We start from the raw sequence: 23,991 nt of genomic DNA, 5'->3' as shown, positions 1-23,991 counted from the left end.
GACTCAGGGTCGCTCGACCACTATAGGGAAATTTATTCCCTTGGGGAAAATAAATTCCCTAGTAGCAATAATTGCTCAAGCTACAGATTGCATCGCTGTAATAATCGCGTGATGCAGTGATGTTGCCGATGCGCGCGGCCCGAGGATGCGTACCCAGTCACTTGGCTCGCGCCGGATCACAAAACAGCCAAGGTGGTGAATAGACGTACGCTGAGCGTCACCAGTTTGCATTGCCCGCATATTGACCGGGCAAAGTAGCTCCATCACCGCGTCCATAGTCGCGCCTTGCAGATCAAAACAGGCCCATGCATCCGTTTGCTCGGTTATAGATGCCGTGCTGCCGAAACGTGCGCGCAATTGATCAGCCAATTCTTCGTGCGTGTCAAAAAGAGCGCCGACCATCCATTGATCCGGGCCAGTCCAAAAGGCCGCTTCAGGGTCTCGCAAAACCGCTTTGCCAATTGCAGGTACACGCCCTTCGAGCAGGTCTTGCAGGTGCGCGCGACACGCCTCTTCCTGACCAAGCCGCGCATGCACAGAGGCAAGGGCCAAGCCTGCGTTTTCGCGTAAAGTATTTTCGCCGATCCTATCGACGCGCGGCTCTTGCCCACCCAGCGCTGTAATCGCTTTTAGATTATGCACGTTGGCGCCCTCCCTCGGGATCAACAAAATGGGCCGAAGTGACCTCTACCACGACGTCGCTCTGGGTCACTGGGGACACAAGGCGCATGTGTTCGCCCAAACGGGCATCGCCGGACTTGATCAGGGCAAGACCAATCATCGAGCCAAGTTCGGGCGAATACGCTGCCGACGTTACATAGCCTTGATCGTGGGCCGCATCCACAGGGCCATCTTCGTTCATCAGATGGCCACCTGCGGTAATCTTGTCCGAATGTGCGAGGGGCTTCACGCCAACCAGCTTGAGCGCGTCCGGCTCGTTCAAACCATCACGCTCTGACAGGATCGAACCAATGCTGTCTTTTTTCTTGGAGACCATTCGGCCCATGCCAAGATTGTTCGCGGTGGTCGTGCCATTCAATTCATTTCCAGCCGCATGTCCTTTTTCGATACGCATAACGCCCAAAGCTTCTGTGCCATAAGGGACAACATCAAATTCTTCGCCCTGCTCCATCAACGCGCGCATTAATGCGTCTCCGTAACGCGCAGGAACCGCGATCTCGAAAGCCAATTCACCAGAGAAGGAAATTCTAAACAGCCGCGCGCGCAAGCCTCCGCAGACGGTGATGTTGGCGCAGGCCATGAAAGGGAACCCTTCATTAGACAGATCGAACGCGGGGTCGACGATTTTTTGCAAAAGCTTGCGTGAGTTTGGCCCAGCAACCGCATATTGCGCCCAAGCTTCGGTTGTCGAGATCAACTGCACATCCGCATCGGGCATCAAACACTGACGCACAAATTCCATGTGCTGATAAACAGGCCCCGCTTTTGCAGTGGTCGTTGTGACGACGAAATGATCCTCTTCCAACCGCGCCGCCGTGCCGTCATCCATTGCGATGCCATCTTCGCGTAGCATCAAACCATAGCGCGTCTTGCCAACGGCGAGTTTGGCGAACCCATTGCAATAGACCCGATTGAGGAAAGTCGCAGCATCACTGCCTTGCACGTCAATTTTCCCAAGGGTCGTACAGTCACAGACCCCAACAGAGGCGCGTGTTTGTGTCACTTCACGATCCACGGATTGCCGCCAATGTGTTTCGCCCGCAATCGGGAACCACTGTGCACGCAGCCAATTGCCGACTTCGACAAAGACCGCGCCGCGCTCTTTCGCCCAGAAATGCGAGGGCGTTAAACGCGTCGGGTGAAATTCCATCCCGCGCATACGCCCCGCGAGCGTGCCAATGGAAACCGGCGTGTAAGGCGGGCGAAAGATCGTTGTACCGACCTCTGGTATCGCTTTCCCAGCAAGCTCAGCCATGATCGCGAGACCGCCCATATTAGACGTCTTGCCCTGATCGGTCGCCATTCCCAGCGTCGTATATCGCTTGAGGTGTTCGACGGATCGGAACCCTTCCTGATGGGCCAGTTTCACATCTTTCACTGTCACATCGTTCTGCTGATCAAGCCATGCACGTTTACAGCCCTCAACATACCAGAATGGCGCTTGTTTCGCAGGCGTATCCTCAGCCGTTGGTATCTGCGCTGCTTTGATTTCAAGCGCTTTTGCTGCGCCCTTTGCCCCTGACAAAAGCGCACCATGCGTTGTGAAATCGCCCGCTGCTGCCCCTGCAACCATCATCCCTTGTGGAAGATCCTCTGGCGGTCCAAAGGCGGAGATATCCTCGTGCCACTGCGGTCGACCACGTTGATGGCACGTCAGGTGAATATTCGGATTCCATCCGCCGGAAACGCCAAGTGCGCCACATTCAATCGTGCGCATGGCGCCATCAGCCAGTTTCACGTCAACAAATGTCAGGCCCAGTCGACCCTTGGTGTTTGTCACCTGTGCGCCTGCGAGCACTTCAAAGTCCGCTGATTTGGGCGCATCGCTGCGCGTATCAATGACAGCCAAGACCTTTACACCCAGGCCATGAAGATCAACCGCCGTACGGTGACCATCATCGCAGGAGGTAAAAATTGCGACGCGCTGCGAAGGCGTTGCGGCCCAGCGATTTGCATAAGAGCGCATCGCAGAGGCAAGCATGATCCCGGGTCGATCATTGTTCTCAAACGCGATGGGCCGCTCTAAAGCGCCCGCGCAGAGCATGGTTTTCCCAGCATAGATGCGCCAGAGAATTTGGCGCGGTTTTCCGTCTTGGGGCTGCTTGAGATGATCCGAAATCCGCTCGACAGCGCCATAAATCCCGTGATCAAACGCGCCGATTACAGTTGTACGGGGCATCAAACGCACGTTTGGCAGGGATGACAGTTCCGCAACTGTTTGCGTGGTCCAATCAAGCGCCGATACGCCAGCAATCTCTAACCGCTCGCTCAACAAGCGCCCACCAAATGCGAAGTCCTCGTCGGCAAGGATGACCTCTTTGCCTGCGCGTCCCGCAGTAAGCGCCGCCATCAAACCAGAGGGGCCAGCGCCAATGATCAACAAATCGCAGTGGCGAAATCCCTTATCATAGGCATCAGGGTCTTCTTGCATCGAAAGCGAACCAAGACCCGCTGCCTTTCGGATGATTGGCTCGTAGACTTTTTCCCAAAAGGGCGCAGGCCACATGAAAGTCTTGTAATAAAACCCGGCGGTCAGAAAATCAGAAGCAGCGTCATTCACCGCCAATGCGTCAAACTTGACCGAAGGCCAACAATTTTGCGAGCGAGCCTCTAAACCATCGAACAATTCCGCCGTCGTTGCCCGTGTATTCGGCTCGGCGCGCGCGCCTGTGCGCAGGGTCACAAGGGCATTTGGCTCTTCGCTACCGGCGCTCATAACGCCGCGCGGGCGATGGTATTTGAACGAACGCCCCATGAGACGCACACCATTCGCCAATAGCGCGGATGCAAGTGTATCACCAGGATGACCTGCGTAATCCTTACCGTCAAATTTGAAACGAAAGCTCGCACCACGATCTATCTGGCCACCCGCAAGGCGGTTTATCTGGGTCATTTGGAACCTCCTTTGCTGCGCGCCACATCGCGGGCCATTTCGACGTTGGAAATTTCATGCGTGATCGTATTGCGCGTAACCACAAGCCACGATCGATCCCCGCCTTCATGGAACCATAACTCGCGATGCCAACCCGCTGGGTTTTCCCGAAGGTATGCGTAATCGTGAAAATCGGCAGGCGCGGTTTCGCCTTCCCAATCAGGGCGCTCGATCAAAGAGGCATCCCCTAGATAGACAAACTCTGAACTATCGCGCGGGCCAAGAAGCGGGTGGTTGATAATCATCAGTGCAAATTGGGCTGATTGCCCATCCCTTTTTCATCAATCATGTGGCCTGTCTTGAACCGATCGAACCGATAAGCTGTGGCGACTTCGTGCGGTGCATCCTTGGCCAGCAAATGCGCGAAGGTATAACCAGAGGCGGGCGTGGCCTTGAAACCGCCGTAACACCAGCCACCATTGAAATAGAGCCCCTCGATATGGGTGCGATCAATGATCGGCGATCCGTCCATCGACATATCCATGATGCCGCCCCACATTCGCAACAAACGGGCGCGCCCGATCATCGGCATGATCGCCATACCGCCTTCACACACGTCTTCGACCACGGGCAGATTTCCGCGTTGCGCATAGGAATTATACCCGTCCAAGTCCCCACCAAAGACAAGCCCGCCTTTATCAGATTGGCTGACGTAAAAATGGCCAGCCCCAAATGTAATCACGCCCGGGAGGACCGGCTTTAAGCCTTCGGAGACAAAAGCCTGCAAGACATGGCTTTCTATCGGCAGTCGCATTCCAGCTTTATCCATCAAGCGGCCTGAATTGCCAGCAACTGCGCAGCCCACTTTTCCAGCGCCGATAAAGCCCCGCGACGTTTCAACGCCTTTGCAAACGCCGTTTTCAATGCGAAATCCTGTAACTTCGCAATTCTGGATGATATCGACGCCATGTGCGTCTGCACTGCGCGCATATCCCCAAGCGACAGCATCATGGCGCACGGTGCCACCACGTCGCTGCGCAAGACCGCCCTTGATCGGAAAGCGTTGATCATCGAATTTCAAGAATGGGTACTCGGCTCGTATCTGCTCTTCGTTCAAATACTCCGCATCTGCACCATTCAACATCATAGCGTTGCCGCGCCGAACGAAAGCATCACGCTGAGCATCGGAGTGGATCAAATTCATGATCCCCCGCTGGCTAACCATAGCGTTGTAGTTCAAGTCTTGCTCCAAGCCTTCCCAAAGCTTGAGCGAAAATTCGTAGAAAGGTTCGTTTCCATCCAACAGATAGTTTGAGCGGATAATCGTTGTATTGCGGCCCACATTTCCGCCACCGACCCAACCTTTTTCGATAACGGCAATATTCTTTTGGTCGTAAACTTTTGCAAGGTAATGCGCAGTCGCGAGGCCATGCCCGCCGCCGCCTATGATGACGATGTCATAGTAAGGTTTTGGCTCGGGGTCACGCCATGCAGGGGTCCAGCCTTTGTGACCCGTCAAAGCCTCTTTGATGACTTTGAACCCAGAATACCGCATATGCTTGGACCTCCAGCGCACCTTAATCTAGAGCACTCAACCTGCTATCAAGACCACTTCTTTTCAAAGCGACTCTTTTCTACTGACAGAAGTAAGATCACCAGAAAACACCACGCACAAGAAAAAAATTTAATTCACAGGAAAATATTTGACGCATGCATGTCTGCCTAAGAAAATTGCATTTGTGAATGCCCATGCGACATCATCGTTATGTTTAGAGCCGCCAAAACGCAAAGCGCCCTGCCACGGAAGTTTAAGGAAGGTGCGTGGTGACCACGCACCTTACGTTTTGGGTCGTGTAAAACGGAAAACGGCACCCAGACTTCTCTGGGTGCCGTTTGGTTTTGGTGCACTGTCCTCACCTTAGTGGTGAGGATGTTTACGTCCGCGAAGCGGTACTAAAAGGAAAAGCGGCACCCAAGTTGCTCCGGGTGCCGCTCTCTACGTGTTTTGCGGGGCAAAAACGTATGCCGCGCACTCAACGTTTTTCCGCGAAGCGGAAAGAACGTTGTTACTCAGTGATTGCAGACACAACGCCCGCGCCAACTGTACGGCCGCCTTCGCGGATCGCGAAGCGCAGGCCTTGCTCCATCGCGATTGGCGCGATCAGCTCAACGTTGAACTTCAGGTTGTCGCCTGGCATTACCATTTCTGTACCGCTCGGAAGCTCAACTGTGCCCGTAACGTCTGTCGTACGGAAGTAGAACTGTGGACGGTAGTTCGCAAAGAATGGCGTGTGACGGCCACCCTCTTCTTTTGTCAGAATATAGGCTTCTGCTTCGAACTTTGTGTGTGGGTTCACGGACTTAGGTGCACAAAGAACCTGGCCACGCTCTACCGCTTCACGGTCGATACCACGCAGAAGTGCGCCGATGTTGTCGCCTGCTTCACCGCGATCAAGCAGCTTGCGGAACATTTCAACACCTGTGCATGTTGTTTTCTGAGTGTCTTTGATGCCAACGATTTCGATCTCGTCACCAACATTGATCACACCGCGCTCAACACGGCCCGTTACAACTGTACCACGGCCGGAGATTGAGAACACGTCCTCAACAGGCATCAGGAACGGCTGGTCAACCGCACGTGCTGGTGTTGGGATATACTCGTCAACCGCTGCCATCAGTTTGTCGATGGACTCTTTGCCGATCGCGTCGTCGCGGTCTTCCAGAGCAGCCAGAGCGGAACCCGCAATCACAGGGATATCGTCGCCAGGGTACTCATAAGAAGAGAGCAACTCGCGGATTTCCATTTCAACCAACTCGAGCAACTCTTCGTCGTCAACCTGGTCAACTTTGTTCATGTAAACAACCATGTACGGGATGCCAACCTGACGGCCCAGCAGGATGTGCTCGCGTGTCTGTGGCATAGGGCCGTCTGCTGCGTTCACAACCAAGATCGCGCCGTCCATTTGCGCCGCACCTGTGATCATGTTCTTGACGTAGTCAGCGTGACCTGGGCAGTCAACGTGCGCGTAGTGGCGTGTCTCTGTCTCGTACTCAACGTGCGCTGTGGAGATCGTGATACCACGCGCTTTTTCTTCTGGCGCGCCGTCGATTTCGTCATACGCTTTGAAGTCACCGAATTGCTTCGTGATCGCAGCTGTCAGCGTCGTTTTACCGTGGTCAACGTGGCCAATTGTGCCGATGTTGACGTGCGGTTTATTGCGTTCAAACTTTTCCTTAGCCATCTTGGCACCTCTTGGATTTAGGTGGGCTCTCAACGAACCCGTTTTTCTCTGCCGCGCACATATTGGCTTCGCGGATAAAAATCAAGCGTCAGTTCGCAGGAGTGGCTTCAACTGTTTCCTTCACCGCATCTTCCGTGGTTTCTTTGATGGCTTGTTTCGCGTCATCAACAGATTTCGCTGCGTTTTCTGGCGCATCTTCGGCCTTTTTTTCAACCGCGTTTGCCGCAACTTCTGCGGCTTCTGCCTGCTGAGCCGCCGCCGTTTCTGGGCGCCGTTTAAACCATTTTTCTGCGCGGTGCTGACGAGTGATATACCGCTGAATGAGCTTTGCGCCGTTCTCGGACAAGGTTTGCATTTGCTCCTCAGCCGTTTTCGTCAGACCAGAGCCGACAATCGTCTCACCATCGAGCGATTCAAGGACAGTAATCTGTTCTGGTTCGCCATTTAGCTTTTCGCCTGCGGCATCATCCCAAACGGTAAGCTTGAAAATAAGGACCGACTTGGGGGAAAGCAAAACAGGAATTCCTGGCTGCGCGAGGACATAGCCCTCTAACGAGATCCCAAAGTGATAGTGTTGATCGCCTTCATAGCGGGAAAAACGTTCATCGACCGCTTTGGTAAAGGTCTCGATCCAAACATCTTTATCCGCTTCGCGAGAGGCAGGCCCCATGACAAGATTGGGCGCAATAACGATATTATGTGCAAGAGAAAATTCGCCGATCGGAGACGGCGGTTTGGTTAGATCATTTATGTCTTCACAAGCACTTAGACTTAGGACAGCTAGAAGAACGGCACAGAATCGCAACATAGATCACCCCTTTGGCAGCCGCGCCCTGCTATCGCACAGACGCGCTAAGATCAATCGCTGCGTCAGGTAAAGCGGTTGTCACGCGGGAAGCCGCGCGGTGCCATCCGCCCTGTGCTCGCGCGTTTGCCCAACCATTCCGAGAGTTCCGTCTCGGTGCGCGTGCGCCCCGCAGGATCAAGCCAAGACAGCCCATCTTCGCGCGTAAAGGTTGTCAGATCGGACAAGCCGCCATCTTTGTATTTCTGAAGACGCACACCCTTGCCACGCCCCATTTCGGGGAGCTCATCCAAACCAAACACAAGCACTTTGCGGTTCTCACCAACGACAGCGACGCTATCCCCTGTCACAGGTTTACAGACCAACGCGCGCGTATCACCGCGCACATTCAGGACCTGTTTGCCAGAACGCGTTTGCGCAACAACATCATCCTCAGGGACAACAAATCCATCCCCCGCGGACGAGGCCACAAGCAATTTGCGGCCCGCTTTATGAATGAACAAGTCAACGATGTCTGCTTCATTCGGCAGATCGACGATCAAGCGTAAGGGCTCGCCCATGCCGCGCCCCCCGGGAAGGTTGGCGGCAGAAACTGTGTAGAACCGCCCGTTTGTGCCAAATACCAGCAAACGGTCGGTCGTTTCTGCATGAAATACGAAACGTGGTCCGTCCCCGTCTTTGAATTTTAGCTCGCGCTTGAGGTCGATGTGACCCGTCATTGCGCGAATCCAGCCCATCTTTGAGCAAACAACTGTAATCGGCTCGCGATCAATCATTGCCTCAAGTGGTACTTCTTCGACTTCGCCTGCTTCTGCAAAGTGTGAGCGGCGCGCGCCAGCGGGGTGGTTCTTGCCGAACTGCTTTTTCGTCTCGCGAATTTGCTCCGCGACGCGAGACCATTGCAAATCACCGCTATTGAGCAAATCATCCAGCCCAGCGCGTTCTTCCATCAAGGCATCGCGCTCGCGCTTGAGTTCCATTTCTTCAAGGCGGCGCAAAGAGCGCAGGCGCATGTTAAGAATTGCTTCGGCTTGAACTTCGCTCAGCTCGCCCTCGCCGGGCGCTGGAGAAACGTAGTCTTTTTCGTCCATCGCACGGGTAAATTCGCGCCCCCAATCCTCGCGCATCAGCGCAGCCTTTGGATCGTCGTCATAGCGAATGATATCAATCACGCGATCAAGGTTGAGGAAGGCAATAATCAAACCTTCCAAGACCTCAAGACGGTGGTCGATCTTTTCCATGCGGTGTTCAGAGCGGCGGATCAGAACGTCACGTCGGTGATCAAGGAAGGCACGCAGCACTTCTTTCAGTGAGCAAACCTTGGGTGTCAGCCCATCAATCAACACGTTCATGTTAAGCGAGAAACGCACCTCAAGGTCAGAGCTGCGATAGAGCATGTTCATCAAAATATCGGGTTCAACATTTTTGGAACGTGGCTCAAGTACGATGCGCACGTCTTCGGCGCTCTCGTCGCGAATATCGCCAAGGATGGGGATTTTCTTGTTCTGGATCAGTTCAGCGATCTTTTCGATCAGCTTTGACTTTTGGACTTGATACGGAATTTCTGTGACAACGATTTGCCATTGCCCCCGCCCAAGGTCTTCCACGTCATATTTGCAGCGCAATCGGAAAGAACCGCGCCCCGTGCGGTACGCCTCTGCGATGTTCTCTTTAGGCTCAACAATGACGCCGCCCGTCGGGAAATCAGGCCCCGGCACGAAATTCAAAAGCGTATCGTCGCGCGCATCAGGTGTTTTGATCAAATGCAAGCAAGCTTCGCAAAGTTCAGCGATGTTGTGCGGCGGAATGTTGGTCGCCATGCCGACCGCGATACCACTGGAGCCATTGGCAAGCAGGTTTGGAAAGCTGGCTGGCAATACGACAGGCTCGGTTAGCGTGCCGTCGTAATTCTCGCGGTAATCAACGGCGTTCTCAGCAAGCCCTTCGAGCAGGGCTTCTGCCGCCGAGGTCATGCGCGCCTCTGTATAACGCGAGGCCGCGGGGTTATCGCCGTCGATGTTGCCGAAGTTGCCCTGCCCGTCTACGAGCGGATAACGCACATTAAAGTCCTGCGCCAAACGGGCCATCGCATCGTAGATCGCGGCATCCCCATGCGGGTGATAGTTGCCCATCACGTCACCAGAAATTTTGGCCGACTTACGAAAACCGCCTGTAGATGTCAGTTTCAGTTCGCGCATCGCAAACAGGATACGCCGATGAACAGGCTTCAACCCATCGCGCGCATCGGGCAATGCACGGTGCATAATCGTTGAGAGCGCATAGGTTAGATACCGTTCCCCTAAGGCACGGCGCAATGGCTCGCTCAGATCAGGAACTAGGGGTGTGTCATCTTGGGTATTATCGCTCATGGATCTGCTTCTAACTTCCGCCAATCGGGGCGGCAAGATGCGATACGCTTTTGCCCTGTGGATATGTTTTCAAGCAACGGGGAAATAAAACATAAAATTCGCCCATCATTGCGTTGCAGAATCAGGTATAAGGATACCTAAGACGCTTACCGCGCCAGTAGTTTTGTATCCGGGGGGATCATGGGTAAGATCATTGTAATCACATTCGCTTTTTTGGCGTTTGCCTTTTATGAGTTAAGCGACGGGAACGAATTTGTGCCCATTGCTGATGAAAAGCGCGCCGCGCTGCAAATTGAACGCATCGAGAAAGAGCGTTTACTCGCAGAAGCTAAAGCCGAGAAGTTACGCAACCAGCCAAAGGCCGAACCGGTCGAACAAGTCGTATTGGCGAGCGCAATCGTAAGCACTGAGCAGCCGCAAACGCAGCAAGATGAAGTCCTTGAAGCTGTCACTGCGGCACTGGACGCTGACAAAGCCGAAGACATTGTTGCTGATGCCGTCGTCGAAGACGTGGCTGCACCGCAAGATATTCGCGAAGTGACCGCTGCACGTGTTAACATGCGAAATGGCCCGGGCCAGAACTTTAGCGTGGTGGCCAAATTGACCAGTGGTGAACAGGTGGAAATCCTGCAAGACCCCGGTGATGGTTGGGTCAAGCTGCGCGTTGCTGAAAACGGGCGCGTCGGCTGGATGGCCGATTTCTTGCTGACAGCGTCAAACAACTAAGTTGCCAGCGCATTCAAAGATGCTAAGCCCACCCAAGTCATTGAGGTGGGCTTTTTCATGGGTAATTCAAAAAACAGCAAAACGATACTGATCACCGGCTGCTCGTCTGGGATCGGGTATGACGCGGCACATGGAATGCGCGCGGCGGGCTGGCGCGTTTTCGCGTCCTGCCGAAAACGCGACGACTGTAATCGTTTGATTGGCGAAGGCTTTGAAAGCCCTTTGATAAACTACTCGGACTCGACAACGATCCAAAGCGGCTTGGCCGAGGTGATCGAGGCGACAGGCGGTACGTTAGATGCCGTCTTTAACAATGGCGCTTTTGCTTTACCCGGCGCAGTGGAGGATCTTCCGCGCGATGGTTTGCGTGACATTTTCGAATGCAACGTTTTCGGCTTGCACGAACTGACCCGCGCCGTTTTACCGATCATGCGCGCACAGGGGCATGGTCGGATAATCAATTGTTCGTCTGTTTTGGGCCTTGTGACAATGAAATGGCGCGGGGCCTATTCTGCCAGTAAATTTGCGCTGGAGGGGCTAACAGATACGCTTCGCATTGAAATGCGCGATACACCAATCGAGATCATACTCATCGAACCGGGCCCGATCACAACAGACATTCGGAAAAACTCGATTCCGCACTTTGAGCGTTGGATAAACTGGAAAGACTCCGCGCGCCGCGAAGAATACGAAGGGGGCCTCTTAGATCGGCTCTACACAGACAACGGCCCTGACAAGATCGACTTGCCCCCGAGCGCGGTTACCGCCAAGCTACTCCACGCTTGCCAGAGCCAACGCCCTAAACCACGCTACTATCTTCACAAAGCCACCTATGTTATGGGGGCATTGCGACGCATTCTCAGCACACGCATGCTTGATTGGGTGATCTCCAAAGGGTGATGGGGCAATTTGTCATTCGCTTTTTCGAGTTGGATCGCTACATGTGCAAGGAACAAAGCTAGGAACGAAATGCTAAAAGATCCACTTTTCATCATCATGGTTGTTGCGATGCTCTCTGTAGTGGGCATTTTGTTGACGGGCATCGGTGGCTTTGCAAAAGGCGGCGAATTCAATCGCAAACACGCCAATCGCCTCATGCGATATCGCATCTATGCCCAATTCGTAGCCGTTCTGGTCATCCTCGCCGTCGTCTACCTTTCAAGGGGGTGAACCATGGTTGTGCTGAACAAGATCTATACGAAAACAGGTGACAAAGGCGAAACAGCGCTTGGAAATGGCACGCGCGTAGCAAAGCATTCCATGCGTGTGAATGCCTATGGAACGGTTGATGAAACCAACGCTACAGTTGGGCTTGCACGTCAACATGCGAACGGTGACATGGATGCAAAGCTCGCAATGATCCAAAATGATCTTTTCGATCTTGGCGCAGACTTGTGTCGTCCTGACATGGAAAACGACAAAGATGCTGAATATCCACCCTTGCGGGTGAGCGATGCGCAAGTTGAACGCCTCGAAGCAGAAATCGATGTGATGAACGCCTCGCTTGAGCCACTTCGCAGCTTCATTTTGCCTGGTGGCTCTGCCCTTGCCGCGCAGATGCACCTTTGCCGTACAGTGTCGCGCCGCGCTGAACGCCTCTCTGTTGAACTGTCTTCGATTGAAAGCGTGAACCCCGCTGCCGTAAAATATCTGAACCGTTTATCCGACTGGTTTTTCGTCGCAGGGCGCATTGCCAATAACGGTGGCAAAGATGACGTTCTTTGGGTTCCGGGGGCCAACCGCTAGGCCCCCACCCACTAAAACACCAAAACAACGGCTGAAATTGACGAACGCGATTGACATCGTGAAAAATTCATACTTTTTTTCACAAACGCGACGTCATGACCGCAATCCTTGTCGATTTTGGTCTGTTGATTCTAAGCCACTTTGCATATTGCAGGCGGTGTAATTCTGCGCCCCTGTGCGCCTTTAAAAGGGAGTATCCGCCAATGAAGGTCCTCGTACCTGTCAAACGCGTGATTGATTACAACGTGAAAGTACGCGTTAAAGCGGACGGAAGCGGTGTTGATCTCGCCAACGTGAAAATGTCCATGAACCCGTTCGACGAAATTGCTGTCGAACAGGCGATCCGCCTCAAAGAGGCTGGCAAAGTCGACGAAGTCGTCGCTGTTTCTGTCGGCGTTAAGCAAGCCCAAGAAACACTGCGCACAGCTTTGGCAATGGGCGCGGACCGCGCAATCCTCGTGATTGCAGCAGATGATGTGCACTCTGACATTGAGCCGCTCGCAGTTGCGAAAATCCTCAAGGGTATCGTTGACGAAGAGCAGCCGGGCCTCGTGCTTTGCGGTAAGCAAGCGATTGACAACGACATGAACGCAACGGGCCAAATGCTCTCAGCGCTCATGGGTTGGTCACAGGCGACATTCGCATCTGAGGTCGACATCGACGGCGATAGCGCAACAGTAACGCGCGAAGTTGACGGTGGTCTTCAGACGATCAAAGTGAACATGCCAACGGTTGTGACTGTTGACCTGCGCTTGAACGAGCCACGCTATGCGTCCCTGCCAAACATCATGAAGGCNNGAAAAAGCCTTTGGACGAGAAAACTGCAGCGGATTACGGCGTTGATGTATCCCCACGTTTGGAGATTGTCAGCACGGTTGAACCAGCCGCGCGCGCAGCAGGTATCATGGTTGGCTCGGTCGATGAGCTGGTAGAGAAACTCAAAGAAGCGGGGGCTGTATAATGGCTGTTCTTCTTCTCGCAGAAGTAAACGATGGTGAGCTGGCGCTAGACGCAACAGCAAAAGCTGTCACAGCGGCAGCGTCTTTGGGCGATGTCACAGTGCTTGCAACTGGCGCGACATGCGCAGACGCGGCAGCAGCGGCAGCGAAGATTTCCGGCGTTGCGAAGGTGCTTTGCGCAGAGGATGCGATCTACGGCAAGCGTTTGGCAGAGCCAGTCGCAGACCTGATCGTTTCTCTTGCAGGCGATTACGAGCATATCGTTGCGCCAGCGACGACAGATGCCAAAAACATCATGCCCCGCGTTGCGGCATTGCTTGATGTGATGGTGATGTCTGACGTGACAGCGGTTGTTGATGGCTCCACATTCGAGCGCCCCATCTATGCGGGCAACGCGATGCAGACTGTTAAGTCTTCCGACGCAAAGAAAGTCATCACATTCCGTGGCGCGACATTCGATGCGGCTGGCGAAGGTGGTTCTGCCTCTGTTGAAAACATCGGTGCAGCGGCTGATCCTGCGCTCAGCTCTTGGGTTGAGGACAAGGTTGCGACCTCTGATCGTCCAGAACTCACGTCTGCGGGCGTTGTTGTGTCTGGTGGTCGCGGTGTTGGTTCTGAAGATGACTTCAAAATCATCGAAGCGCTTGCTGACAAGCTGAACGCGGCAGTTGGTGCATCCCGCGCTGCGGTTGATTCCGGCTACGCGCCGAACGACTGGCAGGTTGGCCAGACAGGCAAAGTTGTTGCGCCTGATCTTTATGTGGCTGTTGGTATCTCCGGTGCGATCCAGCACTTGGCGGGTATGAAAGACTCAAAGATCATCGTTGCGATCAACAAAGACGAAGAAGCGCCGATCTTCCAAGTCGCGGACTACGGTCTGGTTGCCGATCTCTTCGACGCAGTTCCAGAGCTAACCTCCAAGCTGTAAAGCTTCACTGGTTTCAAATTGGAAAGGCCCGCACATCACGTTGCGGGCCTTTTGCGTTTAATGCATCAAATGCACACAAGTTTCTTGCAGGGCTTGCGCCGCTTGTAGATGCGCCCCCTCCCCTAACACTTGCGTCGCAGCTTCTGGGTTGATCAAAGTGCGCATCATGTCCGCGTGATCGTGTGCGATCACCCGACGATCTGGTACGATCTCCACATAAGAACTGACTTTTTCACGCATTCGATTGACCATATCTGCGTCTATTAGCATCGGATCGCACGGTGTGTTTGTCCCGTTCTCTGGAGGTTTTTGCGAACCGAACCAAAGTAATATGGTCTTATCCCCCAAAAGCTTTAACAAGACCGTCATACGTGCGAGCCAAATCCCTTGAAGCTCGTTACATACCATCCTGTAACGCTCTCCCGAATGTGCCCGCAGTGCGCTTAGCATCGCGCGCGTAAAGTGAAACTCGGTAAAGTCTACTTCAGGGAACAAACGTTTGAGCGTATCTTGAGCGCAAACAAATCGATCGTTTCGGCGCGGATGAACCTTGAAGTAATGATTGGTTAGATTTAGCGCACCGATCACTTGAACCACGCGTAGTTCGGCCCGCTTTGCGACATCTAGTGTTGCAGGATCGTTAAGGTAGGCATCAAGCCCCCCATTGATCAAACCCAGATTGACTGGCGCCGCAGGCAGATGCTTTGCCAATAGGTTTGGGAACGGATCTGAAACGAATTTACCAAATGTTTCAGTGCCACCAAGGAACGCAACATAGGGTTTGTTTAGATCAATCTTCGGCCCGCGAAATTTCAGCCGTGATCCATCATATACACATATCTCATAATCCAAGCCACGAAGGCCGACTCCGTCATAGGTCATTTCACCCACCTTATTTTTCACACCCAAAAGAAAGCGTGACGCGATTCGGTGAACAAATGACTAAAGGTAAAATTCGTATTAAAGACTTCTGACGTTTGACGGCAGCTTCAGGCGCGGATTAGCTCTTGCCGAGCCCCATTGTATGTTCGCGCAGCCAAGCAACGAGCCCACGTGGATTGCTCGACAATTCTTTGATCTTCTCTTTGGGAATTGGCGCGCCGACGATCGGATGCTGCGGCTTGCCACAGGCGTGCATAACTTCATGGATCAGCAAACCTTGGCGCAGCGTCGCTGAAATACGATTTGCAATTTGATAGGCTCGGCTATTTTGGCCCGGAAAATGGATCGGTACAACTACCGCGCCAGAGCGCTGGATCATCTTTGCTGTAAAAGGGTTCCACTGCTGCTCAATCGCTGGACCGAACCAAGTCTCTGAGGACGCCACAACGCCAGATGGGAACAATACGATCACCCCGTCGTCATCCAAATGCGCCATCGCACGGCGACGCATATCCAAAAACTGTTCACGCGCATCTTCTTCGTGCGGGAACGGAACAGGGATCATGAACTCTTCGATCTCGCTAACGCCAGTCAAAAGCGAGCGGGTCAGAATACGGTAATCTGTTCGCACGCGGCCAATTAGCTCGGCCAAGATCATGCCATCTACCAAACCATGTGGATGGTTTGCGACGACGATCACTGGTCCAGTTGCGGGTATATTCGCGATTTCGGCATCAGAGGTGCGCAACTCAATGCCCATATGGCCCAAGGCTTGTGACCAAAATCCTTGTCCATCCTCCGCACCCGTTCGCTCGAACCTGCGCACCAATCGAATGAGAGGGATCTTGCCCGTTGTCCATTCCATGACGCGAATGAGATTCGCCTTCCAAGGATTGGTAAAGGTGTTTGCATAGGACAGCTTGCGCTTATCGTAAGGGGCGTTATTTGCAGCGGCGTTGGCAGCTCTTACAGGTTGAGAAAGTGTCGTAGGTCGCTGTGTTTGTTCCACCATAGTCAGGCCCCATCCCCCCAGCCTGCGCGAGCCACACAACAATGCGTCCGCTTAGCAATCTTCTCCAAAACGATCCGCAACCAGTGCTTCTAACGCGTCCGCAAGGGCGGCCGCATCAGGACCGCTTGTTGTCACGTCAATACTTGTTCCTTTGGAAGCTGCCAACATTAAAAGACCCATGATGCTGTCACCAAGCGCGCTCATGCCGTCTTTGCTTACATCAGCCGTCGCATCAAAACCTTCAACAACTTCGACAAGTTTAGCCGAAGCGCGTGCATGCAAGCCCTTTTCGTTGACGATTTTTAGGTTTTTTGTGACTGTCTCGGACATAAAATTGTGCCTCTATTTCAAGCATTTGAAATGTTTTGAGTGTTAATATATTTGCGCCCCGCGTCTATCGCAGCGCGCACAGCATCACCCACAGCCATCTCGCGGGATTTAGCAAGCTTGATCAGCATCGGCAAATTTGCACCATATAGGATGCGTCTTCCCGCTGGTTGACAAGCCATTAGCGATAAATTGGAAGGAGAGCCCCCAAACATGTCTGTCACGATGACAACACCATCGCCAGAATCAACGGTTTCTGCGGCATTGCAAATCTCGACTTGTTTCGTCGAGCGATCGTGATCCGCTTCGATTGATATCGCCTGAACACGATTCTGAGCACCGACGACATGCTCTATCGCAGAGAGATACTCGTGTGCGAGGCCACCATGCGCGACGATAACGATCCCAATCAAAGAACACACCTTTGTTCCAGCTTGCGCTGCGTTTGGCTCATGACACAGCCCCTTGCGCGCGCTCTAATTCCCGATGCCTACATGACACTTGCCACCCAGCAAGTGCAAGTATCTGCGCTAACGCTTCCGTAAGGGCAACCGAGCGGTGCTTGCCGCCAGTACAACCAAGAGCAATCGTAAAGTGGGATTTACCCTCTTCTAGATATGCAGGCAATAGGGTCGTAGTGAGATCGCAAACCTGTTTGAAAAACGCCTCATACCGCGGGTCGTCTTTGACGTAACGCGCCACGTCCTCGTTTTGACCTGTGAGTTCGCGCAGCCCTGCCTCCCAATGAGGATTCCTTAGAAACCGGCAATCAAACACCATGTCTGCCGATCGCGGAAGGCCGCGTTTGTATGAAAAAGAATGCACAGAAACCGCAAGTTTTTGCGCCAGTTCCAAAGAAAACATACGAGTAATTTCGGCGCGCAAATCATGGGGACTAAAGGCCGAGCTGTCTATCAGAATGCTGGCCCGATCACGCACGGTTTGTAGAGCTTTCTTTTCGCGCAAGATGCCTCGGAGCGGGTCTTCTGCGCCCGCCAAAGGATGACGCCTGCGTGTTTCGGAATATCGACGCAGCAAAACATCATCCGAGCAATCAAGGTAGAGCACTTCAAAATCAATGGAATCGCGCGCAGTCAAATCCTCAATAACCTCAAGCAAAGCATCGGTTGAAAATTCGCGATTTCGTACATCAAGGCCAAGCGCGAGCGGACGTTGGTGGGCTGGCCCCTGTAACAAGCGAGGCAAGAGCGACAAAGGCATGTTATCGATTGCTTCGTATCCTGCATCCTCAAGCGCGCGGATTGCAGTAGTGCGCCCAGCGCCCGACGGCCCGGTCACCAATACGAGCCGTTGCTTTTCCGTTTGCGTCGCGGTTTCAGCGCTCATTGTTGGGTGTCTCTTGCAGCTAGGAGGATTGTGATTTGCTCTTAAGATATTGCAAAAGACCGAAAGGTAAAACCTCAATGCCGGGTTTGTGAAATAGTCGCAGCTCTTGCCCGCACAAAGTGATGAATTTTGGGTCAGGCAATCGTTTTTCTTCCGCCACATCCAATGTCACAGCACACACGAGCTGGGCCATTACCTGAGTTTTTACATTCAAGATGCCAAAACCACGCGCTTCTATCTTGCCTTGAATAGCACTGGGGCAGCGCGCTATGAGCTGCCCTTCTTCAAACGTGATTTCAGTTTGATCGTCCGCTATAAGATCGCAGCCCAGCGCCATCATTTGCAGCGCAAGGCTGGATTTTCCGCTCCCCGAAGCTCCCAGAATGAGCGCTCCGTGCCCTTGCCAAGCTATTGTCGTGGCATGGACCCGCTCTGAAAATTCGCGTTGCATCTAGGTCTAAATCGGCAAACCAACAACGAAACGCGCACCCAGCGGTTCAGACGTAACATCAGCAGAGGTCGGGCGAATATTTTCGGCCCAGATTACACCACCGTGGGCTTCAACGATTTGCTTTGAGATCGCAAGACCAAGCCCGGAGTTGTTGCCAAACTGACCCTCTGGGCGTTCTGAATAGAAGCGCTTGAACACTTTGCTAAGTGCTTGCTCAGGAATGCCCGGCCCTGTGTCTTCGACGACAACAAGCACGCGATTTTCACGTTGACGGGCCCAAACGCGAATAGCATCGCCGTCTTCGCAAAAGCTGGTCGCATTGGTTATCAGGTTCACAAAGACCTGTGCCAAACGCCCCTCGAGACCAGAAATCATGATTGGATCGTTTGGCAAGTCAGAGATAAACTCGATCCCTTTTTCCTGTGCTTGCTGTCCAAGATATTCGGTCAAATTGCCAACCATGTTCAACAGATCAAAGGACTCTTCTTCTTCTTTGACCAATTCGCTATCTAGACGAGACGCGTTCGAGATATCGCTAACCAAACGATCCAGGCGCCGCACATCATGTTCGATGACCTGTAGCAGCTTTTCGCGCTGATCGTCGCGTTTCGCAACGCGCATTGTGCCGACCGCTGATCTCAAAGATGCGAGTGGGTTTTTAATCTCGTGAGCAACATCAGCCGCGAATTGCTCGTTGCTATCAATGCGATCGTAGAGCGCGGAGACCATGCCACGAAGCGCGCCTGACAAGCGGCCAATTTCATCCGGGCGCGCTGTAAGATCAGGAATTCGAATGCGCGCAGGGCTGACCTTGCCGTTGTCATTACGGCGTCCGACCTCTGCCGCCATTGCTAGATCAGCAAGTGGGTTTGAGATTGTTGATGCCAAAACAAGGCTAAGGCCAATGGAGACCAACGTTGCGATCAAGAACATCTGGAACACGCGCTCGCGCTCGCTTTTGACCAACTGTTCGATTTCACCAGACGCGCTGGAAAGTGCAACAACACCGACGCTCTGACCGCTTATCATAATCGGCGTCGTCACGGTGAAAATCGCGCCGCCCTCGGCATTTAGTCCTTTTCCAACAACAGTTTCCCCGCCTGTGGACTGATCAACCAGATCGCGCAATTGTTCTTCCAAAGGGGGAATGTCGACCTTTTCCGAACTAAAGAACGGCGACGTCGTCATGGCCCAGAACTTTGAAAGCGCATCGACAATCAATGTCTTGCTTTCTTCGCCACCCAGCTCAGCATTGAGGGTTTTTGCGCTGCCTGTCGCATTCGCAACGAGGCCCCCTTCGGAACCGAAAACAAAGACTTGAACGGAGTTGCGTAGGTCGAGTTCTTCCAAAGTCGTTTGAATGTCTTGATCTACGGTTGATAGTGCGGTTTCGCCGCTCGCGCCTAACTGTGCTTCGAACACATCAGCGATCAGCTCGACTTCTCCGACAAGCGCTGCGGCGCGCTGCGATGCAAGGCCATCGCGCGAAGAATTAAGGTACAGAATGCCTGCAACCAGAATATTGAGAGCGATCAAATTGAACGTAATGATCTTGCGCGTCAAAGGTGATTTCTTGAGCGAAAACAGTCCACGACGCTCTCTGCGATCGCGAACTTCCTTTTCAACAGTGCTGTCTGGCGAAATCCAATCATCGCCCAACACCACGTCCATTTCCTGCCGCGCCCTTGGGGCGTGGCGAGGCGTTATGCGTTCTGCGAGAGCCATTACTCTTCGTTGTACCGGTAGCCGATGCCATAGAGCGTTTCGATCGCCGAAAACTCTTCATCAACCGAACGCATTTTCTTGCGCAAACGCTTGATATGGCTGTCAATTGTACGATCATCCACATAAACTTGGTCGTCGTAGGCCACATCCATCAACTGATCCCGGCTTTTCACAAAACCCGGGCGCATCGCGAGTGCCTGCAACAGCAAGAACTCAGTCACGGTCAGTGTGACGTCCTTGCCCTTCCACTTAACCGCATGACGCAGTGGATCCATCGTGAGCTCGCCACGTTCGATCACTTTGTTCTCGTCTGTTTCAGGTACAACAACGCCCTCAACCGCGTCTTGGCGGCGCAAAAGAGCACGGATGCGTTCGACCAATAACCGCTGGGAGAACGGTTTTTTAACGTAGTCGTCCGCACCCATGCGCAGCCCGAGAACTTCGTCAATCTCATCGTCTTTTGATGTTAGAAAAATGACCGGCATTGATGTCTTTTGGCGCAAGCGCTGCAGCAAATCCATCCCATCCATTCGGGGCATTTTGATATCGAGAACGGCCATATCAGGCAGCTTACGATTAAACGCATCCAGCGCGGATTGACCGTCGTTATAGGTTTCAACCTCGAAGCCTTCAGCTTCAAGAGTCATAGAAACCGACGTCAGGATATTCCTGTCGTCGTCCACCAATGCAATTTTGGACATGCCTGTTTCCTTATACTGCTCAATTGCCAGTTATTTTTTTCTTTATGAATCGCGCGTTTCCGACGCCAGATCAATCCCCATGAGCGAATCGGCTGAGCCAGCGTGACTTATTTGGCACCCAAAAAAGTTATTTTTCGATCAACGCGAGTTTAGAACGATACATCAAAGCCATGAACCACTTCATGATTGCGCTAAACCTTCTTTGGTTGCGCTAACTGCGCCAAAGCGTCCTGTTCATGCTAGAAACCGTCATGCTATGAGGCGGGCATTGCGCTACATCACATTGCGCGATCAACCACACGAATGGCTGATGTGGTTTTCAAATTAAGACAAGCTGCGCAGGCGCGGCAACAGGAGTTACGACATGACAACTGGACGGGTGAACCCTTCTTTCAAGCTCGAAGATCAAGGCATCACGGAGCTTGGGTCAGTTTATTACAACCTGATGGAGCCCGCGCTGATCCAAGAAGCGCTTAAAAAGGGCGAAGGCGAACTGGGCAATGGCGGCGCGTTCCTCGTCACGACCGGCAAGTTCACAGGCCGCTCCCCTAAAGACAAACACGTCGTTAAGACTCCCGATGTCGTTGACACGATTTGGTGGGAAAACAACGCTGAAATGAGCCCCGAGGGGTTTGATGCGCTGCACGCCGATATGCTGGAGCACATGAAGGGGCGCGACTACTTCGTGCAAGACCTTGTTGGCGGCGCAGACCCTGCTCATTCCATTGATGTACGTGTTGTGACAGAGCTTGCATGGCACGGTCTCTTCATCCGCACAATGCTGCGCCGTCCAGAGCGTGACGCGCTAGACGAATTCACCGCTGATTTCACGGTCATCAACTGCCCGACGTTCCAAGCCGATCCTGCAAAGCACAACTGCCGCTCAGAAACAGTGATCGCGATGAACTTCGAAAAGAAGCTCATTTTGATCGGCGGCACCGAGTACGCGGGCGAGAACAAAAAGTCAGTCTTCTCGTTGCTGAACTACTTGTTACCAGAAAAAGGCATCATGCCGATGCATTGCTCTGCCAACCATGCAAACGGCAACCCTGTTGATACAGCTGTTTTCTTTGGCCTTTCTGGCACGGGTAAAACAACGCTTTCAGCTGATCCTGCACGTACGTTGATTGGCGATGACGAGCATGGCTGGTCCGATCGCGGCACCTTCAACTTTGAAGGTGGCTGCTATGCCAAGACGATCAACCTGAACCCAGAAGCGGAACCAGAGATCTACGCGACGACCGAAAAGTTCGGCACTGTGATCGAAAACATGGTTTACGATCCCGAGACAAAAGAGCTGGATTTCGAAGACGACAGCCTGACAGCGAACATGCGTTGCGCCTACCCGTTGCACTACATTTCCAACGCATCTGAATCTGCGCTTGGCGGCCATCCGAAAAACATCATCATGCTCACTTGCGATGCTTTTGGTGTTCTGCCTCCGATCTCACGTCTCACACCTGCGCAAGCGATGTATCACTTCCTCTCAGGCTTCACCTCAAAGGTTGCCGGCACAGAGCGCGGTGTAACAGAGCCAGAGCCAACATTCTCCACATGCTTCGGCGCGCCGTTCATGCCGCGTCGCCCAGAGGTCTATGGCAACCTGCTGAAAGAGAAAATCGCGCAGCACGGCGCTACTTGCTGGCTGGTAAACACAGGCTGGACAGGCGGAGCGTATGGCACTGGATCGCGCATGCCCATCCGCGCAACGCGTGCATTGCTGACTGCTGCACTTGACGGCTCACTCGCAGAAGCTGAGTTCCGCAAAGATGCCAACTTTGGCTTTGACGTTCCAGTCGCTGCCCCAGGTGTTGCAGAGGTTCTGCTTGATCCACGTCGCACGTGGGACAACCCAGAAGCGTATGACCGCCAAGCTGCGAAGCTGGTTCAAATGTTCTCTGATAACTTCAAGCAGTATGTCCCGCATATTGACGATGACGTAAAAGCAGCCGCAATCGGCTAAACTTCAACGTTTCAAATCAAACATGCCTTTGGCAAAACATTGAACGCCTCTGATCCTGTCAGGGGCGTTTCTTTTTGCACGAAGCCGTTTATGGTCAAACATATGAAATGGCTGATCTTCTTTATCGCGCTCCCCTTCTCGGTCTCGGCCCAAGGATTTGCCAACCTCGGCTCGAACGCAGATGGTTTCGCAGTCCCCGAACCAGGAAATGAATTCACTTTCCCGCGGGATCATGGGCCTCATCCTAATTTCAGAATTGAGTGGTGGTATCTGACAGCAAACCTATCGGCCGCAGACGGCACGCCTTACGGGTTGCAATGGACTTTGTTTCGTTCAGCCCTCGCCCCAATTGAAAAAGAGGGACTAGAAAGCCCTCAGTTCTGGATGGGACATGCGGCGGTTACATCACAAGGCGAACACTTTTTCAGCGAACGCCTCGCGCGCGGCGGGATCGGACAAGCGGGCGTAGAAACCGACGGAGGTTTCGACGCTTGGATCGACGAGTGGTACATGCGAGGAGGCACTGATTTTAATGCCCTGGCACTATATGCAGCGGGATCAGAGTTTTCGTTTGACATGGACCTATTGGCTAAGGGGCCATTGGTTCTACAAGGGAATTCGGGATATTCAGTTAAGTCCGAAGAAGGCCAAGCGAGTTATTATTATTCGCAGCCCTTTTTCGACATCACTGGCGTTTTGTCTTTGCCTGATGGCGAGGTCGCCGTGTCAGGCGAAGCGTGGCTCGATCGTGAATGGTCCTCGCAGCCCTTGGCCAGCGATCAGAGCGGGTGGGACTGGTTCTCGCTCGCGTTCGACGATGGATCGCGAATGATGGGATTTGTTTTGCGCTCTCAAACCGATGCGCCGTTCACCTCGGCAACTTGGATCGACCCTAATGGTCACAGCGAACCGATGCCGAATAGCGCATTTCAGGCCCGTGCTATGGCAAATACAAACGTCGCTGGACGTAGCATTCCAACCACTTGGGAATTGAAACTGCCGCAGAAGAATGTTGACGTGACCGTTCGCGCGCTCAATCCGCAAACTTGGATGAATACCTCTGTTCCCTATTGGGAGGGGCCGATTGTGATCACAGGCACACATGGCGGGCGCGGCTATCTTGAGATGACAGGATATTAAGGGGCCCTGCCCCGCCGATCAAAGATCGTCTCCCCGAGATATTTAAAGACCAAAGAAGCATGGACCTCGCGAGAGTGTGACGTGTTGCGTGCTGGCAGTGTCTGGCTCTCCAGTG

General features: G+C 53.2%; 22 protein-coding genes and 2 pseudogenes. 9 read left to right on the top strand and 15 right to left on the bottom strand.

Going from position 1 to position 23,991, the window contains the following annotated elements; translation table 11 throughout:
* Nucleotides 1-75 precede the first annotated feature (75 nt).
* The 7 genes from ACRBCU_RS02030 to parC all read right to left on the bottom strand — a co-directional run bounded on the left by ACRBCU_RS02030 (nucleotide 76) and on the right by parC (nucleotide 9,969).
* The gene (locus ACRBCU_RS02030; protein ID WP_431363684.1) at nucleotides 76-642 is read right to left on the bottom strand and encodes a sarcosine oxidase subunit gamma; all 567 of its coding nucleotides are present in this window, start codon (nucleotides 640-642) and stop codon (nucleotides 76-78) included.
* Nucleotides 635-3,574, bottom strand: coding sequence for a sarcosine oxidase subunit alpha family protein (locus ACRBCU_RS02025; RefSeq protein ID WP_431363683.1), 2,940 nt, complete (start codon nucleotides 3,572-3,574; stop codon nucleotides 635-637). The genes ACRBCU_RS02030 and ACRBCU_RS02025 overlap by 8 nt, the downstream gene beginning before the upstream one ends.
* Nucleotides 3,571-3,858 carry a sarcosine oxidase subunit delta gene (locus ACRBCU_RS02020; protein WP_431363682.1) on the bottom strand — a complete coding sequence of 96 codons (288 nt, stop codon included), beginning with the start codon at nucleotides 3,856-3,858 and terminating at the stop codon, nucleotides 3,571-3,573. Before ACRBCU_RS02020 ends, ACRBCU_RS02025 begins: the two co-directional genes overlap by 4 nt.
* A complete protein-coding gene (locus tag ACRBCU_RS02015; protein WP_431363681.1) occupies nucleotides 3,858-5,108 on the bottom strand; it encodes a sarcosine oxidase subunit beta family protein in 1,251 nt (416 codons plus the stop codon). The genes ACRBCU_RS02020 and ACRBCU_RS02015 overlap by 1 nt, the downstream gene beginning before the upstream one ends.
* 511 nt (nucleotides 5,109-5,619) lie before the next feature.
* Nucleotides 5,620-6,795: an elongation factor Tu gene (tuf, locus tag ACRBCU_RS02010; RefSeq protein WP_431363680.1), complete on the bottom strand. Its 1,176-nt coding sequence runs from the start codon at nucleotides 6,793-6,795 to the stop codon at nucleotides 5,620-5,622.
* An 88-nt stretch (nucleotides 6,796-6,883) separates the two neighbouring features.
* Nucleotides 6,884-7,603: a hypothetical protein gene (locus ACRBCU_RS02005; RefSeq protein ID WP_431363679.1), complete on the bottom strand. Its 720-nt coding sequence runs from the start codon at nucleotides 7,601-7,603 to the stop codon at nucleotides 6,884-6,886.
* Nucleotides 7,604-7,665: 62 nt separating this feature from the next.
* Nucleotides 7,666-9,969, bottom strand: a complete 2,304-nt coding sequence (parC, locus tag ACRBCU_RS02000; protein ID WP_431363678.1) for a DNA topoisomerase IV subunit A — start codon at nucleotides 9,967-9,969, stop codon at nucleotides 7,666-7,668.
* A gap of 180 nt (nucleotides 9,970-10,149) precedes the next feature.
* Here parC and ACRBCU_RS01995 point away from each other — a divergent pair, with 180 nt between their 5' ends.
* The 7 genes and pseudogenes from ACRBCU_RS01995 (at nucleotide 10,150) to ACRBCU_RS01965 (ending at nucleotide 14,328) form a co-directional block, all read left to right on the top strand.
* On the top strand, nucleotides 10,150-10,695 hold the full coding sequence (locus ACRBCU_RS01995) for an SH3 domain-containing protein (RefSeq protein WP_431363677.1): 546 nt from the start codon (nucleotides 10,150-10,152) through the stop codon (nucleotides 10,693-10,695).
* 57 nt (nucleotides 10,696-10,752) lie between these two features.
* On the top strand, nucleotides 10,753-11,595 hold the full coding sequence (locus tag ACRBCU_RS01990) for an SDR family NAD(P)-dependent oxidoreductase (RefSeq protein ID WP_431363676.1): 843 nt from the start codon (nucleotides 10,753-10,755) through the stop codon (nucleotides 11,593-11,595).
* 69 nt (nucleotides 11,596-11,664) lie between these two features.
* The gene (locus tag ACRBCU_RS01985; protein ID WP_431363675.1) at nucleotides 11,665-11,865 is read left to right on the top strand and encodes a twin transmembrane helix small protein; all 201 of its coding nucleotides are present in this window, start codon (nucleotides 11,665-11,667) and stop codon (nucleotides 11,863-11,865) included.
* A gap of 3 nt (nucleotides 11,866-11,868) precedes the next feature.
* Nucleotides 11,869-12,441 (top strand): cob(I)yrinic acid a,c-diamide adenosyltransferase, encoded by a 573-nt coding sequence (locus tag ACRBCU_RS01980; protein ID WP_431363674.1) that lies wholly within the window; start codon nucleotides 11,869-11,871, stop codon nucleotides 12,439-12,441.
* A gap of 203 nt (nucleotides 12,442-12,644) precedes the next feature.
* Nucleotides 12,645-13,237, top strand: a pseudogene (locus ACRBCU_RS01975) (electron transfer flavoprotein subunit beta/FixA family protein); the annotation flags it as partial.
* Nucleotides 13,238-13,239: 2 nt separating this feature from the next.
* Nucleotides 13,240-13,402: pseudogene (locus ACRBCU_RS01970) on the top strand (electron transfer flavoprotein subunit beta/FixA family protein); the annotation flags it as partial.
* A complete protein-coding gene (locus tag ACRBCU_RS01965; protein ID WP_431363673.1) occupies nucleotides 13,402-14,328 on the top strand; it encodes an electron transfer flavoprotein subunit alpha/FixB family protein in 927 nt (308 codons plus the stop codon). The pseudogene ACRBCU_RS01970 and the gene ACRBCU_RS01965, both read left to right, overlap by 1 nt.
* Before the next feature lie 57 nt (nucleotides 14,329-14,385).
* Here ACRBCU_RS01965 and ACRBCU_RS01960 read toward each other — a convergent pair whose 3' ends face one another.
* From ACRBCU_RS01960 to ACRBCU_RS01925, 8 genes are all read right to left on the bottom strand, one after another.
* Nucleotides 14,386-15,210, bottom strand: a complete 825-nt coding sequence (locus ACRBCU_RS01960; RefSeq protein ID WP_431363672.1) for a DUF6473 family protein — start codon at nucleotides 15,208-15,210, stop codon at nucleotides 14,386-14,388.
* Nucleotides 15,211-15,328: 118 nt separating this feature from the next.
* Nucleotides 15,329-16,222: a lysophospholipid acyltransferase family protein gene (locus tag ACRBCU_RS01955; protein ID WP_431363671.1), complete on the bottom strand. Its 894-nt coding sequence runs from the start codon at nucleotides 16,220-16,222 to the stop codon at nucleotides 15,329-15,331.
* A 51-nt stretch (nucleotides 16,223-16,273) separates the two neighbouring features.
* Nucleotides 16,274-16,552 (bottom strand): HPr family phosphocarrier protein, encoded by a 279-nt coding sequence (locus ACRBCU_RS01950; protein WP_431363670.1) that lies wholly within the window; start codon nucleotides 16,550-16,552, stop codon nucleotides 16,274-16,276.
* Nucleotides 16,553-16,569: 17 nt separating this feature from the next.
* Complete coding sequence (locus ACRBCU_RS01945; protein ID WP_431363669.1) at nucleotides 16,570-16,962, bottom strand: PTS sugar transporter subunit IIA; 393 nt, start codon at nucleotides 16,960-16,962, stop codon at nucleotides 16,570-16,572.
* Nucleotides 16,963-16,999: 37 nt separating this feature from the next.
* Nucleotides 17,000-17,896 (bottom strand): RNase adapter RapZ, encoded by an 897-nt coding sequence (rapZ, locus tag ACRBCU_RS01940; RefSeq protein ID WP_431363668.1) that lies wholly within the window; start codon nucleotides 17,894-17,896, stop codon nucleotides 17,000-17,002.
* A gap of 19 nt (nucleotides 17,897-17,915) precedes the next feature.
* Complete coding sequence (locus tag ACRBCU_RS01935) at nucleotides 17,916-18,347, bottom strand: HPr kinase/phosphorylase (protein ID WP_431363667.1); 432 nt, start codon at nucleotides 18,345-18,347, stop codon at nucleotides 17,916-17,918.
* Nucleotides 18,348-18,353: 6 nt separating this feature from the next.
* The gene (locus ACRBCU_RS01930; protein WP_431363666.1) at nucleotides 18,354-20,072 is read right to left on the bottom strand and encodes a sensor N-terminal transmembrane domain-containing protein; all 1,719 of its coding nucleotides are present in this window, start codon (nucleotides 20,070-20,072) and stop codon (nucleotides 18,354-18,356) included.
* A complete protein-coding gene (locus tag ACRBCU_RS01925) occupies nucleotides 20,072-20,773 on the bottom strand; it encodes a response regulator transcription factor (protein ID WP_431363665.1) in 702 nt (233 codons plus the stop codon). The genes ACRBCU_RS01930 and ACRBCU_RS01925 overlap by 1 nt, the downstream gene beginning before the upstream one ends.
* A 364-nt stretch (nucleotides 20,774-21,137) precedes the next feature.
* On the opposite strand from ACRBCU_RS01925, the gene ACRBCU_RS01920 reads away from it, so the two are divergent.
* Nucleotides 21,138-22,736 carry a phosphoenolpyruvate carboxykinase gene (locus tag ACRBCU_RS01920; protein WP_431363664.1) on the top strand — a complete coding sequence of 533 codons (1,599 nt, stop codon included), beginning with the start codon at nucleotides 21,138-21,140 and terminating at the stop codon, nucleotides 22,734-22,736.
* 102 nt (nucleotides 22,737-22,838) lie between these two features.
* Nucleotides 22,839-23,876: a lipocalin-like domain-containing protein gene (locus tag ACRBCU_RS01915; RefSeq protein ID WP_431363663.1), complete on the top strand. Its 1,038-nt coding sequence runs from the start codon at nucleotides 22,839-22,841 to the stop codon at nucleotides 23,874-23,876.
* Nucleotides 23,877-23,991 lie beyond the last annotated feature (115 nt).

It is taken from the genome of Planktotalea sp. (genome assembly GCF_050633725.1).
Classification (GTDB): domain Bacteria; phylum Pseudomonadota; class Alphaproteobacteria; order Rhodobacterales; family Rhodobacteraceae; genus Planktotalea.
The sequence above is the reverse complement of the archived record's forward strand: the minus strand, read 5'-3'. Positions and strand labels throughout refer to the sequence as shown.